General features: G+C 55.9%; 16 protein-coding genes and 1 pseudogene. 9 read left to right on the top strand and 8 right to left on the bottom strand.

Features of this window, described 5'->3' with window-relative positions; translation table 11 throughout:
- Positions 1–39 precede the first annotated feature (39 nt).
- Both APH36_RS26605 and APH36_RS32870 read left to right on the top strand, forming a co-directional pair.
- Positions 40–1737 (top strand): phosphoethanolamine transferase, encoded by a 1698-nt coding sequence (locus APH36_RS26605; protein ID WP_003298414.1) that lies wholly within the window; start codon positions 40–42, stop codon positions 1735–1737.
- Between the two features lie 122 nt (positions 1738–1859).
- Complete coding sequence (locus APH36_RS32870; protein ID WP_003253468.1) at positions 1860–1988, top strand: hypothetical protein; 129 nt, start codon at positions 1860–1862, stop codon at positions 1986–1988.
- Between the two features lie 143 nt (positions 1989–2131).
- Here APH36_RS32870 and APH36_RS26600 read toward each other — a convergent pair whose 3' ends face one another.
- From APH36_RS26600 to APH36_RS32205, 7 genes and pseudogenes are all read right to left on the bottom strand, one after another.
- Complete coding sequence (locus APH36_RS26600; protein ID WP_011953104.1) at positions 2132–2338, bottom strand: hypothetical protein; 207 nt, start codon at positions 2336–2338, stop codon at positions 2132–2134.
- Between the two features lie 14 nt (positions 2339–2352).
- A complete protein-coding gene (locus APH36_RS26595; RefSeq protein WP_015268418.1) occupies positions 2353–2562 on the bottom strand; it encodes a hypothetical protein in 210 nt (69 codons plus the stop codon).
- 220 nt (positions 2563–2782) lie between these two features.
- On the bottom strand, positions 2783–3706 hold the full coding sequence (locus tag APH36_RS26590; protein ID WP_011953102.1) for a hypothetical protein: 924 nt from the start codon (positions 3704–3706) through the stop codon (positions 2783–2785).
- A 310-nt stretch (positions 3707–4016) separates the two neighbouring features.
- On the bottom strand, positions 4017–4250 hold the full coding sequence (locus APH36_RS26585; protein WP_156867445.1) for a hypothetical protein: 234 nt from the start codon (positions 4248–4250) through the stop codon (positions 4017–4019).
- Positions 4251–4667: 417 nt separating this feature from the next.
- Positions 4668–4922 (bottom strand): STAS-like domain-containing protein, encoded by a 255-nt coding sequence (locus APH36_RS33320; protein WP_128337688.1) that lies wholly within the window; start codon positions 4920–4922, stop codon positions 4668–4670.
- Between the two features lie 174 nt (positions 4923–5096).
- Complete coding sequence (locus APH36_RS32395; protein ID WP_015268415.1) at positions 5097–6116, bottom strand: ATP-binding protein; 1020 nt, start codon at positions 6114–6116, stop codon at positions 5097–5099.
- Positions 6117–6539: 423 nt separating this feature from the next.
- Positions 6540–6875, bottom strand: a pseudogene (locus APH36_RS32205) (helix-turn-helix transcriptional regulator); the annotation flags it as partial.
- A 47-nt stretch (positions 6876–6922) separates the two neighbouring features.
- Here APH36_RS32205 and APH36_RS32200 point away from each other — a divergent pair.
- From APH36_RS32200 to APH36_RS26540, 7 genes are all read left to right on the top strand, one after another.
- The gene (locus APH36_RS32200; protein WP_011953098.1) at positions 6923–7081 is read left to right on the top strand and encodes a hypothetical protein; all 159 of its coding nucleotides are present in this window, start codon (positions 6923–6925) and stop codon (positions 7079–7081) included.
- A 43-nt stretch (positions 7082–7124) separates the two neighbouring features.
- Positions 7125–9647 carry a heavy metal translocating P-type ATPase gene (locus APH36_RS26565; RefSeq protein ID WP_137108948.1) on the top strand — a complete coding sequence of 841 codons (2523 nt, stop codon included), beginning with the start codon at positions 7125–7127 and terminating at the stop codon, positions 9645–9647.
- Positions 9648–9984: 337 nt separating this feature from the next.
- Positions 9985–10185: a heavy-metal-associated domain-containing protein gene (locus APH36_RS26560; protein WP_004575963.1), complete on the top strand. Its 201-nt coding sequence runs from the start codon at positions 9985–9987 to the stop codon at positions 10183–10185.
- A 265-nt stretch (positions 10186–10450) separates the two neighbouring features.
- Positions 10451–11473: a cytochrome D1 domain-containing protein gene (locus APH36_RS26555; RefSeq protein WP_047932759.1), complete on the top strand. Its 1023-nt coding sequence runs from the start codon at positions 10451–10453 to the stop codon at positions 11471–11473.
- A gap of 138 nt (positions 11474–11611) precedes the next feature.
- Positions 11612–12067 carry a hypothetical protein gene (locus tag APH36_RS26550; protein ID WP_011953095.1) on the top strand — a complete coding sequence of 152 codons (456 nt, stop codon included), beginning with the start codon at positions 11612–11614 and terminating at the stop codon, positions 12065–12067.
- Between the two features lie 25 nt (positions 12068–12092).
- Positions 12093–12368 (top strand): DUF2933 domain-containing protein, encoded by a 276-nt coding sequence (locus APH36_RS31285; protein WP_011953094.1) that lies wholly within the window; start codon positions 12093–12095, stop codon positions 12366–12368.
- A complete protein-coding gene (locus APH36_RS26540; protein ID WP_011953093.1) occupies positions 12365–13024 on the top strand; it encodes an isoprenylcysteine carboxylmethyltransferase family protein in 660 nt (219 codons plus the stop codon). The genes APH36_RS31285 and APH36_RS26540 overlap by 4 nt, the downstream gene beginning before the upstream one ends.
- Before the next feature lie 378 nt (positions 13025–13402).
- Here the strand turns inward: APH36_RS26540 and APH36_RS26535 are convergent, their stop codons facing one another.
- Entirely contained in the window at positions 13403–14839 is a 1437-nt protein-coding gene (locus APH36_RS26535; RefSeq protein ID WP_028697700.1) for an IS1182 family transposase, read from the bottom strand.
- Positions 14840–14860: the final 21 nt, after the last annotated feature.

The raw sequence follows: 14860 nt of genomic DNA, 5'->3' as shown, positions 1-14860 counted from the left end.
TAGCTACCGCCATGGATAAGCAGCTTCCAGAGTTTGATAATGACACCTTCCAAATCCATTGTTCACACCCTGTTAAGCAAATGGATCTTTGCTATTCGCAATGCGCGGCAGAAAGGCATCAGTACTAATTTGCTAATCGGCCTGGTGACTTTTTGGTTACTGCTATTCGCGAACGCTGAGCTCTGGAACGTGCTCTGGAAGCTGGTATTCAAAACCGATGAAGTGAACTGGCAGCTAGCGGCTAGCCTCCCAGTCATAGTATTCGCATGGGTGTTTACCGTTCTGAGCTTGCTGTCATGGGGGCGGCTGGCCAAACCCATACTGTGCCTGGTACTGATCAGCGCGTCTTTTGCGAGTTACTTCATGAATGCCTACGGCATCGTGATCGATTACACAATGTTCACCAACGTTGTGGAGACCGACGTCGCTGAGGCAACCGAGCTGCTGAATTGGAAGCTCGGTCTTTGGGTCGCAATGGTTGGGGTGTTGCCCGTCTACCTGATTGCCCGGGTTCCCCTCCGGCGCAAGCCTTGGGCCAAAGCTTTGGTCAGCAGGTTCATTGCTCTGTCGCTCGCTCTGTTGACCTTATCTGGCATCGCGTTGAGTCAGTACCAGTCGTATGCCTCCTTGCTGCGCAACAATCGGGAGATCCGGCTGATTCTGGTACCTACCAACTTGTTTGCGGCTGGCCATGGGTACCTGAAGCGTCAGCTGGCCTCACCTAAAACGCTGACGGCCATTGGTACTGATGCGGTAGTTAATCGACAGGGTGCGGCTCGTAAACCCAGGCTGCTGGTACTGGCAGTAGGAGAGACCGCTCGCTCCGCCAACTTCTCCCTCAACGGCTACTCCCGTGAAACGAATCCGGAACTAGAAAAGCGAAATGTCATTAGCTTCACGAACGTGAGCTCCTGCGGTACCGCTACCGCGGTCTCGCTGCCATGCATGTTCCTGGACGTGGGTAAGGCCCAGTACAAAGATGGCTTGGCCAAGAGCCGAGAAGGGCTGCTCGACGTGCTTCAACGCGCTGGCATCAGTGTCATGTGGACTGACAACAACTCGGGGTGCAAAGGGGTCTGCGACAGGGTTCCCAACCACAAGGCTGCCTCTCACGCGGATTCCCAACTGTGCACCAGCGAGGAGTGTAAGGACGGGGTGCTGCTCACGGAGATGCAAGACTTCATCAAGCGCCAGGAAGGCGATGCTGTCCTGGTGCTCCACTACAAAGGCAGTCACGGCCCGGCCTACTACAAGCGCTACCCCTCGCAATTCAAGAAATTCGCACCGGTGTGCGAGACCAACGAGCTCGACAAATGTAAGCAGGAGGAGGTGGTCAATGCCTACGACAACTCAATCCTCTACACCGATTATGTGACTGCAAATCTCATCGATATCCTGGCGGCCAACACCAAGTTCGACACTGCGCTGATGTACGTTTCGGACCACGGCGAATCGCTGGGGGAGGGTGGGCTCTATCTACACGGGCTGCCTTACGCGATGGCTCCTGACGAGCAAACAAAGGTGCCGTTGGTACTTTGGATGTCTGACTCGCTCGCGAAGAGCGAAAAGGTCAACGTGGGTTGTTTGAAAGCTCAAACCACGTCACCGCTGAGCCACGACAACCTGTTCCACACCGTGCTCGGCATGATGAACGTCCAGACGTCTTCGTATCGCTCAGCGCTGGATTTCACTGCCCCTTGTAAGCCCTTTGTCGGAGGCTCTTATTCTGGCCTCTGAATGTTCGATGTGGACCGGATCATCGGCCAGGCGGTTCTGCACCAGCCTGCTTTGACAGCTGAGAGAAGCTGGACTAATTACATAGCTGCATTCAACAACCCAAGCGGAAAAGGAAGTTTTGCATGAGCATCAAGCCAGGCCCAAAGCGCACCAATGAAGATGGCACTCCGGACAAAAGGCAGCGAGTCACCCCTGAAAAGCAGAAGGACCATCCGGACCTGAAACCCCACAAGCACAAAAAGGGGGAGTAAGAAAAAAGCAGCTCTCGGGAGCTGCTTTTTTTTTGGGGCTGTGTGCAAACCCTCCCGACCGTCTCGCTGATCAATCGGACCGCGTCGTGAGTCTTCCGCTTGGCTTGATGGATTCTGAAGCTACCTCCGGATCGGTTATCCCTTCAGTGCGGACGACGAGACTGATATCCCAGAGCGTTGAGCTGATACTCGCTGACAGCCCGAAATTGTGATTCTGCGATTTGACGCAGGCGCTCAACCTCTTCGGCAGATGAGCCAGAAGCCTGCGCCTCGTGGTATTGCTTCATCGCATCCACTGCGTCGGTATACATGGGGTGGTCGGGGAGAAGAGCTGGTATCTTTTTCGTCATGTAGCGGCAGGTCCTCACTGGATAGTCGACGGTGGTTTACCTGCTTTGAGGAGCTGAAAATCAATGACCGCCTGATAGAGCGAATCTGCCAATAGGTGAAGACGCTGTACCTCAAGGTCTGGCAATCCAGCAGCCTCCGCTTCGTGGGCCTGTCGGATAGCTTCAAGCGCTTGCCTCATCAGTGGCTCACCAGCCTCGACCATTCCAATGAATGTGCGCTTCACAACATTTTGCTCCACTCAGCTGAAGATGAATTATAGGACACCGCGGCGTGGCAAGGCCCCGAGCAGCACAGGTGTTCGACGTCCGGCTGAACGAACCAATGAGGAGCGCGCTGGCCTGGGGAGTGGCCAGGGCGCGTGTCATAGCTACGTTGTAAACCACTTTTTTCACTGTAAACCACTGTGGTTTACAGTGAAAAAAAGTGGTTTACAGCAGGCCTCCTCAGGCCTGAGTCAGCTCCAGCAGATCGCCCAGTTCCTCCCGGGCCATCTTCACTCTATCCATTCTGCGATAAGGATGATCAACCGGCATCCGGATAAGAGATTCGAACCAAGCCGAATCGAATTTGATGACTTCCTTGTGAATGTGCTCAAGCTCACCTCCGCGAGGCTGTGACACTACAAACTCCATGCTTTCAACCAAGCCAGACGCTTCACTGTCTTTGACGATTCGATGGCGGATGAAACTCATTTTGAGATCAAAATATGCCGCCTTCGAACCAGGCACCTTCTTCGATTCCAGCCGACCAGTGCTGCTGATTTCCGCCCCCGGCACCTCAGCGGCAATAGCTTTCACCAGCTCAGCATTTCCACTGACCTTCTGGCCAAACAGGCGGGTGGCGTCCGACATGTAAGCAAAGATCCATGGCACATTGCGAAGCGTCGCGCCGGTATAGAGGTAGCCACGCTCTCCCTTGTAACGCTGCAGCATGCCTCTCAACGCGTTCTCGGAAAGGACCAGTTGGGTCTCTTTCTCCAGGATGTAAACCACGCGATCGAACTGTTCGATCAATAGCTTGAGAATCTTCCGCGGGACGCCGTCAAACCTGGTTTTTCGTTCTGTTTTCTTATGCTGGCGAGGCTTGAAGTACGGGCAATCGTTACGGGCCTCACTATCAAATGGAGCGATGCCGCGAATGCTCTTAGTAGCATGTTTCCCGAATGGGTTCTTCACGTTAGGCGGTAGCTCATACAGCCCAACCAGCTGGACAGGGTTGTCGCATGCCGGGCATACAGCAAACTGAGCTAGCTTGCCCGCACTTCCAGGCTGGTACCACGGATCTCTGCGGAAGGTCTCGGCCTCGAAACCTTCCTTGTCGATGATCTTGCTTTCTGTGTCTTCGATGCGGAGCTTATAGACATCCATCTTTGCTGAAACCGTATCAATAGAGGGTTTCTGGATGGTAACGAGCGAGGATAGGCAGCAGTAGGCCTAACTGACCCTTTTGGTGGTCACCCACTGGTTTGAGGCCAGCCCAAAGCATGCCTGATCGACCTGGGCGGGCCCTAGAAACAACTAACCCCCTGATGCGCAGTACAGGTCTGGGACCTGCCCGAGGCGTGGGGGCTATTCTTGGAGCGACAGTGACACCGGCTCCGGAGAAAATCAATTGGTTTGTAGAGCAGCCGGTCAGCTAAGGTCAAACCCAGATCCTAAAGGGGAGGCCGATAGCAGCTCAGTCAGCATCATCGGCACCTTCTTCATCTTCATCGGTATCCCCAACACTGAGCCAGTCGTGAAGGTTGTACCGCACGAAGTCTTCCGCATCGAGCATGGTAAAGTCTTGTAGCACCGTGACGTCTGCTCCACCGAAGTACAGCCCATCGTTGAGATTTCTGGCCACCCCGAGCACTTCATTCAGCTGGTCGTGCAGCTCATTTGCGCGCCTGGCGTGCTCTCGTTTGGTCAAAAACCGGAACACCACCTCGTAGGGCTCAGGGGTGGTATTACCCGCTTTGCTTCAAGCCGCAGGAGTTGCAGGTCCGTTGCAGCTTGATGGTTTTACTTAAGGAGCCAAGCCAGCTCTCCAATCCGCAGATGCTGTGCACATTTTTTTGCACATATCTCACGCCACGATACCCCAGTAGATTCAGGCTTTTCGCAGCCTTTGCATAGGTGAGTCGCGATGGATTTCTACACATCTCAATGAGGAAACCTAAGCTCCGTTTTCCACGTATTCCTCCGCTACAGAACGCTTTTCTGCGGTGTGTCCCCTGACATTCGCTTTTCAGGGCGAGCTATGGGGGCCACTCAAGACGGCTATCTTTTGCCTGGCACCAATGAAAAGGCCCTCAATATTGAGGGCCTTAAATTCAATGCGGATCCGTCACGCGGGCATTTTTTGCAGCTGTCGAACTCGATCATGGACCACAAATTTAATGATTCCTTTGACATCGTTGGTGCAGTTTTCAAAGGCAAGGCGCGATACCACCTGGCGACCCTCCTTCAGAATCAGCGCCCCGATCAACTCGTCGACGAAGGACTGAGTGACATCGTTCCCAGCGAAATCTATGACAACGCTCTCACCACTGCTGAGCGAGCGTTCGATTTCGGTACGGTAGGGGATCGCTGAAGCTCGCATTCCGTACGTTCGGATAGAACTATCCCTACTTAATCGAATTTGAGTTTGCATGTCGTAACCCCTTGTATTGCATAATCCTTTTTTGCAGCCCGAGAGTTTCAGTTGACGCTGAATCTCCCATTTACCGCTCCTTGCATGATCGACTCTAGCCCTCGAGCTATCAAAAAGCCAGAGCTAGCGGAAATTCAGATCTAGGTCGAGATCGTCGTCAACCTGTCCTGCATCGTCCTTCGGCAGCAAGTCACTGATCGAAATGGTGGGCAGCAGCTCACGGGTACAGCTAAACGCGATCGATACACCATTCCACAGCGCATCATGCAGCTCCTGAGACTGCCGACGCTTTGTGTCATGTATGCCATTGCCGCTCACGATGATCAAACCACCGCCCGCCGCGTCTGCAATTTTTGCGGTAGTTGTTAACCCGATACCTTGGTTCTCGCTACCCAGGATCTGGGCCATCGCACCCCGGTTGCAGCTCACTCGCGGTTTGAGTGCCGCCTCGATCGCGTGCAAATGCGTGCGGTCATGAAGCTCAGGGTGATTCCTCAGTGTCGCGAGAAACCCACACCCATTATCGACGATGGCCATGCGTACAAGGTTCAATTTTGGATAAAACTGACAGGTCAGCCAAACGGCGGCGTCACCACGTCCCTCTCTGCGGGCGTGAGTAAGCGAGTTTTCCAATAGCTCCTTGAGCGAATACTCCAGAGGGCCCCGGTAGGAGTCAAACTCATTCCGTCCCGTGTGCTCGTCGACTGGGGCATCCGGGTCCGATTGAGTCAACCTTCCCGTAATAGCTCTAGCGAGGCGAGAGGCTGCAGCCTCTGCTTGATGGTGTTCGCTGATTTTGGTGATTTCCACCAACGAGGTGCTTCGGTCGTTTCGACGTCCTACCCCCGATAGATCTACACCCTCTACATCAATGTCCTTGAAAAAATCCATCCTGGCCAGGTAGGAGGTCAGGTCTCTGCTCAAAAACTGCATCGAAACTCGCTTCTGGACCAACTGGTTTTCAAACAACGCTCGCAGCGTGGCCATCCCTAACGGATCGATATACGAGAGGTTGCTAGCGTCTAAAACGATGTCACCAGGGCAGTTAATGATTTCTGCGCACACAGAAAACAGGTCATGGGGCGATCTTGAGCCAAGCCCCCAAGGAAGAACGATCGCGTTTTCAATATCGATGGCCTGCATGCAATTCCCTGGCAACGGAGCTAACCCTTTCGGATAGATATAGGGCTCGATAGTAGCCCATTGCCTGCCGGGTAAGCACTCACCTATTTTTTGACGAGTAGTGCCGGCATAGAATTGGCGCGCGGCAGTAGCGGCCTGTGGATGGTGGATCGCGCTCGCCTTGGGCTCAACACGCACGAAGAAAACACGGCCAACGCCCTGCCACGGGTCAGCCATTCAAGCAAAGATGGCCAGATCAAAGCCTTGTGCGAGAGCACTGGAGCAGGTTTGTGAGTCCGCCGAGCAGTTTCATCTCCGACGTCTGCTGTGGGCAAAGGCAAAGCTGGAAGGGGAACAGCGAAGAGTGACCCGATCAGCGCTGTACCGCACCGCATGTATCAGGTCTGGGGCTTGAGCTGTTAGATCGCATAAGGCTACCTTGGCCGGCAACTGGAGAACGAACTGCACCTCGTCTTCCAATGCGTTGGCGTGGAAGTAACTGAGGAAGTACTCGCTTTGACGGAACTGGTCAGAAGCGATCTCCTCCAGGCGTTACAGCCCACTGGGCAGGCCTTCCTGACAGGCCTGGTAGAAGGGGTCGAGCAAGTATAGGCCGTCCAGGCAGGAAAGCATGGACGGCGTTCCCCACCGGGAGCCGGCGTCGTACTCCTCCAGCGGCTTGGGCACTCCCTCGCCGGGGTACAAGGCAGCCAGCGCATTGTCGAAGGGCAACCACTGGTGCAGCAGCAGGATCAGCAACCTCCAGAAATGATCTATGCCATGACGCTACACCACAACAATAATCGACACGCTTACAGGAGCATTGATTGGCGTCACAGCTGTTCAAGGAGATGTTGTCTAGGCTGGACAATACGGCAGCGGCCGATATTTCCCACCCAGCTTGGGAGTTGATCATGATGGAGCCCATCGCCGTGGTACAGATCTGGCAATACCTTTTTGGCGGACTAAAGGCGGTATTGCACTGATCATGCTGGCCATATTTGGCCTGTTTTATGTGGCTCGTGCACTATGGCCACCTGTCACAGGCACTACAGTTATTTAATTTTGTTGCTCTGTCCGCTGACGCAACTCTTCGGGCACAACCATGGCGGGTATTCTCACCAGAAGGGTGAAAACTCGTCCAAACCGGACAACAAAGGGAACTACTTCATGCACACCGAATCGTGCCAGCATGACCATGACCATGACCATGACCACTCGCACCCGTATGAGCAACCGGATGGTAGTCAGCGCGATTTGGTATGCGGTATGACGGTGCCACCGGATAGTCGCTACTTCGAGCTATACGAGGGAAGGACATACCGCTTCTGCAGTGAAAAGTGCCTGACGAAATTCCGCGCAGCGCCTGTGCATTATCTTAGCCCTCCCCAGGACCAAGAACACGCGGGCCATCTCCACTCGGCTGCCCCGCAGCCAAGCAACGCGGCGGACGCCGAATACACTTGCCCGATGCATCCCCAAATCCGCCAGCGTGGGCCGGGCAGTTGCCCAATCTGTGGCATGGCCCTAGAGCCGGTAATACCGGAGCTTGAGGAAGACGAGAACCCGGAACTCAAGGACTTCTCCCGCCGCTTCTGGTGGACCTTGCCCCTGACGGTCATCGTGACCGTGTTGGCCATGACTGCCCACCAACTCCAATTGCTGCATGGTGCCACACAGAATTGGGTGGAGTTGATTCTGGCCACTCCCGTGACACTATGGGCTGGCTGGCCGTTTTTCGTGCGTGGGGTCGCATCGATTCGTAATCGCAGCCCGAATATGTGGACCCTGATAGGTTTGGGAACGGCTGCGGCGTACCTATACAGCGTTGCGGCCACAGTGTTCCCGCAGGTTTTCCCGACGACTTTCATGCAGGATGGCCGCATCGGTGTCTACTTCGAAGCGGCTGCAGTCATCATCTCATTAACGTTGCTCGGCCAAATGCTCGAGCTCAAGGCGCGCTCACAAACCTCCGCCGCCATCAAGTCGCTCCTGGGTCTTGCCCCCAAGACGGCCCGTCGCATCGGGGCCGATGGTCAGGAGGAAGATATTCCGCTCACCCACGTGCATACGGGCGACCACCTGCGCGTTCGCCCTGGCGAGAAGGTGCCGGTCGACGGGGTGGTCCTGGAAGGCGAAAGTGCTATCGATGAATCCATGCTGACAGGCGAGCCCGTGCCAGTGATGAAGAAAGCTGGGGATGCACTCATCGGTGCCACGCTGAATACCCACGGCAGCCTTGTGATGGCGGCGCAGAAGGTCGGCGCCGAGACAGTGCTCTCGCAAATCGTGCAGATGGTCGCGCGGGCTCAGCGCTCGAAAGCCCCGATGCAGCGGATGGCGGACACCGTGGCCGGCTATTTCGTCATGGGGGTGATTCTGGTCGCGCTGGTCACGCTCTTCGGCTGGGGGCTTTTCGGACCGGAGCCTGGCTGGGTCTTCGGCCTGATCAATGCGGTCGCGGTCCTGATCATTGCCTGCCCCTGCGCGCTCGGCCTAGCCACTCCCATGTCGATCATGGTCGCTACCGGGAAGGCTGCCAGCAGTGGCGTGCTCTTCCGAGACGCCAGTGCTATCGAGAACCTCTGCAAGATCGACACGCTGATCGTCGACAAGACCGGGACCCTCACCGAGGGCCGGCCAGTGTTTCATAGCGTGGTCGGTACCGGGCAGTTCATGCCACCCGAAGTCTTGCGCCTTGCCGCCAGCCTGGACCAAGGCAGCGAGCATCCGCTGGCACATGCGATTGTCGATCATGCGCGAGCGCATGGACACAGCTTGTCCAAGCCAGAGGCGTTTGAGTCGGGCTCTGGGATCGGTGTACGTGGCCAGGTGAACGGCAAACGGCTGCAGCTTGGCAACACGACCTTGATGGAAGAGGCTGGCCTCGACACCAGTCCGTTGCGAGACCGCGCCGAGCAGCTGCGTCTGGAAGGCATGAGTATCATGTACTTGGCCGTCGATGGCGTGCTCGCTGGCCTGCTAGCGGTGTCCGATCCGGTCAAACCCACCTCCAAGGAGGCGGTAACCCGGCTACAGGCAGAAGATGTGAAGGTCATCATGGCCACCGGCGACGGCCTGACTACGGCACGTGCGGTCGCGAAACAACTCGGCATCGAGGAAGTCCACGGAGAAGTGAAACCCGAGGACAAGGAGCAACTGGTGGCGCTCCTGCAGGGCGATAAGCGCCGGGTTGCCATGGCAGGAGATGGGATCAACGATGCCCCTGCGCTGGCCCGGGCTGATGTCGGGATCGCCATGGGAACTGGCACCGATGTTGCCATGAACAGCTCCCAGTTGACGCTGGTCAAGGGCGACCTGATGGGCATCCTGCGGGCCAGAACACTATCCGTGGCCACGGTGAAGAACATGCGTCAAAACTTGGGCTTCGCATTCTTCTACAACGCTATGGGCATACCGCTGGCGGCAGGTTTGTTCTACCCGCTTACCGGCCATCTATTGTCACCGATGATTGCGGCATTGGCCATGAGCGTAAGTTCGGCTTCCGTGGTATTCAACGCACTGCGGCTGAAGCGCGTAGTCACAGACTGAAATGGGCACACCGCAACCTATGAGAGGAAGTTCCGCCATCAGCGTTTCAACGCCTGATCCATATGACTGACTGTCTAGGGCTTTGGCCTTAGCGGGTATGTCCGCGAGTTCGGCGCCAATCTGGTCCTGATGGAGGACATCGGGCAACTGCGACGTCCGCCATCTTCTGCCAAGATCGTAAGGGACAATTGTGATGCAGCAGGGGCCGCCGCCAGAGGAGTTGGACAAGATTTCAGGGCGAAGATAAATCCTTTGACCGGGCCTTGACCTTGTCATCGTGTCAAGGTTGAAGCTGTAAATGCGGCGAGAAAAGCCGTACCAGCATGAGAGGCCCGCTATGTTCGTTTTGGAAGTTTCCGGTATGGGATGTGGCAGTTGTGTCAACAAGATCACCAAGGCCATCCAGGCTGCCGATGGCGACGCGAAGGTGATCGTTGATCGTGCTGCCGGTACAGTGAGTGTCCAAAGCAACATCGAGGCGGAACGCGTCGGTGCACTGGTCCAGGCGCTTGGTTACCCAACCAAAGTCAGTCGCTAAGTCTCGTTACCGCTCAGATGGCAAGCCGCCGTGCCATGTTTCATGGCGCGGTTTCTTCATATACAGCCTGATGTCGACTGACTCCGGGTCGGGATAGCCAGCAATACTCCCCAAGAAATGGACGGCCTTCGATCACCCAGTGCCGAGTCAAGCTGTGGACGTTGACGCTGATCAAGAAAATGCTTCGCGATTGGTGTTTATCTTGAGTAAATGTATAGGCCAGCCTGGCTCACATACCCCGGCCCCTCGTTGGAGCTCATTCACAATGATGACTGCCAAGCGGTTTAGTTCTATGGCCTTGGGGATATTCCTGCTCATCCCTCTGGGGCTGGTCATGGCAAACCCTACGGGTAACGTCTACACGGCCAATGAACGGTCCGCTTCCATTAGCCAGGTAAATCTTGCGACAGGTGATGTGAGCACGGTCGCCTTGCCGATCGCACCCCACAACCTACAGGTTTCGCCCGACGGCAGCTTGCTTCTGGTTGTTGGAGTGGCTGGACATGCGGGGCATTCGAGCGGTGAAAAGCCCGGTGGGCAGTTGCTGGTGTTCAGTACCAGCGCGCTGGACAGGCCACCGTTCAGCTTCCCGGCAGGCGATCACCCGGCTCATGTGGTCACCGACGTCACCGGGCTGCGAGCTTTTGTGACCGATTCCGCTGCCAACCAGGTGCGAGTATTTGACCTTGAGCAGCGAATCGAGTTGCCCGGTATTCCAACTGGGCGTTATCCCCATGGGCTGCGCTTGAGCCCTGATGGCCGGACACTCTATATCGCGAACATGAAGAGCGACAGCGTATCGCTTATCGATGTCGTCACACTCAAAGAAACCGCGCAGATTCCCGTGGGCAAAGGCCCTGTCCAGGTCGGCTTTGCCCCTGACGGTCGCCTGGCATTCGTCTCGCTCAGTGCGACAAATCAGCTTGGCATCATCGACACGGCCAGACGCAAGGTGATCAGCAAGGTTGATGTCGGCCGCACGCCAATCCAGATGATGGCCACCGTTGACGGTCGCCAGGTCTATGTCGCGAATCAGGGCAGTGGCCAGAATCCGGACGACCGAGTCTCCATCGTAGATCTCCAGACGCGTAGCAGCCTGGGCACCGTGACCACCGGCAAGGGTGCCCATGGTGTGGCCATCAGCAGCGACGGCGCTTATGTGTTTGTCAGCAATATTGAAGCGGGCACCGTATCTGTCATCGATACGAGCAGCCGAAAGGTCGTTGCTACCCATAAGGTTGGCGCCGGGCCAAACGGGATCAGCTTCGAGCCGCCGAGTGCCCAATAATAGCCCGTCGGTGTACAACCCGAGCACGACGCGAAAAATGAGCATTCACGCCGGCGCAGTAATTTGCTTGTCGTGCCAGGTGAGGCCTAGCGCCCAGACCAAGGCATCCGGCTTTAAAACAGTGCTAAGGAGATGATGATGAACAACGTTCGAAATTTACTGATCGGACTTTGTTTGGCCGCAGCGTCCGTGGGCGCCATGGCGCAAAACACCGATGAACACTCGACACATCACCCGGCCGATGCGCCAAGCGCGGCGGCTACCGAGAAGACGCCTTCTCAGCCAATGGACAAAGGGCAAATGGCGGCGATGGACCAGCAAATGAAGGCCATGCAAGCCATGCACGAAAAGATGGCTGCAGCCAAAACGCCGGAAGCCCGTCAGGCGTTGATGGCCGAGCATATGGCGCTGATGAAAAATGGCATGGCCATGATGAAGTCCATGGAGGGTGGCATGCCTGAAATGGGGGGCATGCATGGCGGCATGGGCGGGGATATGGCCGCCCGCCACCAGATGATGGAAAAGCGCATGGACATGATGGAGTCGATGATGCAGATGATGATGGACCGCATGCCATCTGCTGCATCGAAGTAACCCATCTCCTTTCCCAGGAGTCGCTATGAACCCTCACTTCGATGAAAACGGCTCACCACACAGTTTCTGGCGTTCACGCTATGCAATCGGCCTGGTGGTAATCGGTGGGATCGCCGTCTACTTCCTGCTCACCGAGCACCTTGCCCATGTCGTTGGAGCCCTGCCTTATCTGTTGTTGCTCGCCTGTCCGCTGATGCATGTCTTCATGCATCGAGGACATGGGGGACACCATCACCAGGGCCAGAGCAAACCGGCCCCCTCCGATAAGGCTGATATCCATAAGCCGGGAGATCCATCATGAATCATGGTGAAAGCGCGTATGGCCTCTGGTCGCTGGTTTTCATCAACTCCGCGATCTTCATCATGTTTGCCTTCAGTTTCTTCAAGCCGGCAACGGCGAGAGACTGGAGGAGCTTCGGTGCATTCTCGGCCTTCATCGTTGCCCTGTTTGTGGAAATGTATGGCTTCCCCCTGACGATCTATCTGTTGTCAGGCTGGTTGCAGGCCAGGTTCCCCAACCTCGATCTGCTTTCCCACGAATCCGGCCATCTGTGGTCGACGTTGCTCGGTGACCAGGGCAACCCACACTTCAGTGTTTTGCACATTGCCAGTTACCTATTCCTGGGTTTCGGCTTCTATTTGCTTTCTGCCGCCTGGAACGTGCTATATCACGCGCAACGCCGCCGTTCACTTGCAACGGTCGGGCCCTATGGCTGGATCAGACATCCGCAGTACGTGGCATTTGTGCTGATTCTTCTGGGCTTTCTCCTTCAGTGGCCGACGCTGCTGACGCTGGCAATGTTCCCGGTGTTGCTGGTGATGTACGGGCGTTTGGCGGTTTCCGAAGAGCGGGAAATGCACAAGCAGTTTGGCGCTGCCTACGAAGCTTATACCCGCGTTACGCCTAGGTTCGTTCCGCACCTGCGCGAAAGGTTGGGTGGGGGTCATAGAGGCTGAAGCGTAGGACGAAGGAGCTACATGCCAGGAGGGTTTCAGCGGCAGTGTTTCTAGCGGGAATAGGGTATCCAAAGTCTGTTTGCTCGGATAACACTCTGAGTTGTCGCGGGTTTTCTTGTCGACAAGCTCGGTGGAATCCTTGTTGGCGTTCGGATAACTCAGGCAGTTGGATGACTTTGCGATGCCCTGTCCGCTTTCGACCCAGGCTGTGTGAAAACGCAAGTAAGTACGTCGAGTAGCGAAAGAAGCTGGGGCAGCCTGTTAATTCAGCAGATCTAAGTGCTGATCTACCTAAGTCGGGCACCAGACGCGGCCTGTGCTATTTGGGCCGCCGCAGCGGCCCGAATAGCCGTATACGGACGCAAAAAATGCTTGGCCTCATGTCCTGATCGCTTCAATCAGCCCAGCGATGCCAAAGATGCTCATCATTCGTTTGAGGTTGTAAGCCAGCACGTGAAGGCTCATTTCGGTGCTTACCCTCGGTAGGGTTTTGGTCAGGAAGTGAGTGCTTCCCATCCAGTATTTGAGCGTTCCGAAGGGATGCTCCACCGTTTGCCGGCGAACTTTCATCTTTCCTGGATCATGCTCCAATCGGATCTGCACCGCTTCGACTACCGTTTCATGCTCCCAGCGCTTTAACCGGCGTTCCTTACCCGTCGTACACTGCTTCTGCATGGCGCAACTTTGGCAGCCCGAGAACCAGTAGCAGTGCAGCAACATGCCGTCTTCCACCGAAGAATGCCGGCGAGTCAGTAGCTGATCCGCAGGGCATCGGTATTCATCCGATGCAGCAATGTAGATGAAGTCCTGCTTGCCGAATCGGCCTTCCGCTTTGCTGCTTGATGTCAGCGGCTTCGGTACAAAAGTGGTGATCCCGGCCTGCTCGCAAGCAAGGATCTCCGGACCTTTGTAATAGCCTCGGTCGGCGACGACTGTCAGCGACTCAGCGCCGATCTCTTCGCGCGCCTGATTCGCCATATTGCTCAGTTGCGTTCGGTCATTGCCAACATTGGTGACTTCATGGGCAATGATCAGATGGTGTTTGTCATCGACTGCTGTTTGTACGTTATAGCCAACCGTGCCACTACCTCGGCCACTCGTGGCCATTGAGCGTGCATCAGGATCGGTAAGAGAGATTTGCTGATCTGGGCTGGCGTGAAGCTGCGCTTCAATGTCCTTGAGCTTCGTCATTTGCTGTTTCAGCTTCTCTATTTTTTCGCTCAGCCGTTCAACCTTGGCCTCGGCGACCTCGGGCGCTGCCCGATCCGCCGAATCCATCGCCGCAAGATAGCGGTCAATGCTCTGCTCGATCTGCTGTATGCGCGCCTTGATCTTGCCCTGGGTGAAGTTGCGGTCGCGGTTATTTACGGCTTTGAATTTGCTGCCGTCGATGGCAATGATCGACTGAGAGAAAAGATTGAGGTTGCGGCACAGCACTACGAATTGCCGGCACACGCTGCGAATGGCTTTACCGTTGTCTCGGCGAAAGTCGGCAATCGTTTTGAAGTCAGGAGCCAACCGGCCCGTTAGCCACATCAGCTCGACATTGCGCTCTGTCTCGCGCTCAAGCCGGCGGCTGGACTGAATCCGGTTGAGGTAGCCATAGATGTAGATTTTCAGCAGGACTGCTGGATGGTAGGCCGGACGCCCCGTTGCAGCCGGATCGACACCCTCGAAGCCGAGTGCTCCCAGGTCGAGTTCATCGACGAAAACGTCGACCACCCGAACTGGGTTTTCTTCGGTGATGTAATCATCCAGGCACTCCGGCAGCAGCGTGACTTGCGTCCGGACCTCACCTTCAATGAACCGCTTCATGATCGTCCCCGCCACGATCTC

The sequence above is a fragment of the Pseudomonas sp. NBRC 111133 genome, assembly GCF_001320605.1.
Lineage (GTDB): Bacteria > Pseudomonadota > Gammaproteobacteria > Pseudomonadales > Pseudomonadaceae > Aquipseudomonas > Aquipseudomonas monteilii.
The sequence above is the reverse complement of the archived record's forward strand: the minus strand, read 5'-3'. Positions and strand labels throughout refer to the sequence as shown.

Coding starts and splice junctions, on each gene's coding strand:
- APH36_RS32870 (WP_003253468.1), top strand. CDS start 1,860: ATGAGCATCAAGCCAGGCCCAAAGCGCACCAATGAAGATGGCACTCCG.
- APH36_RS26600 (WP_011953104.1), bottom strand. CDS start 2,338: ATGACGAAAAAGATACCAGCTCTTCTCCCCGACCACCCCATGTATACC.
- APH36_RS26605 (WP_003298414.1), top strand. CDS start 40: ATGACACCTTCCAAATCCATTGTTCACACCCTGTTAAGCAAATGGATC.
- APH36_RS26590 (WP_011953102.1), bottom strand. CDS start 3,706: ATGGATGTCTATAAGCTCCGCATCGAAGACACAGAAAGCAAGATCATC.
- APH36_RS33320 (WP_128337688.1), bottom strand. CDS start 4,922: ATGCGAGCTTCAGCGATCCCCTACCGTACCGAAATCGAACGCTCGCTC.
- APH36_RS26550 (WP_011953095.1), top strand. CDS start 11,612: ATGAACAACGTTCGAAATTTACTGATCGGACTTTGTTTGGCCGCAGCG.
- APH36_RS26555 (WP_047932759.1), top strand. CDS start 10,451: ATGATGACTGCCAAGCGGTTTAGTTCTATGGCCTTGGGGATATTCCTG.
- APH36_RS26565 (WP_137108948.1), top strand. CDS start 7,125: ATGGCCACCTGTCACAGGCACTACAGTTATTTAATTTTGTTGCTCTGT.
- APH36_RS26535 (WP_028697700.1), bottom strand. CDS start 14,839: ATGAAGCGGTTCATTGAAGGTGAGGTCCGGACGCAAGTCACGCTGCTG.
- APH36_RS26560 (WP_004575963.1), top strand. CDS start 9,985: ATGTTCGTTTTGGAAGTTTCCGGTATGGGATGTGGCAGTTGTGTCAAC.
- APH36_RS32395 (WP_015268415.1), bottom strand. CDS start 6,116: ATGCAGGCCATCGATATTGAAAACGCGATCGTTCTTCCTTGGGGGCTT.
- APH36_RS31285 (WP_011953094.1), top strand. CDS start 12,093: ATGAACCCTCACTTCGATGAAAACGGCTCACCACACAGTTTCTGGCGT.
- APH36_RS26540 (WP_011953093.1), top strand. CDS start 12,365: ATGAATCATGGTGAAAGCGCGTATGGCCTCTGGTCGCTGGTTTTCATC.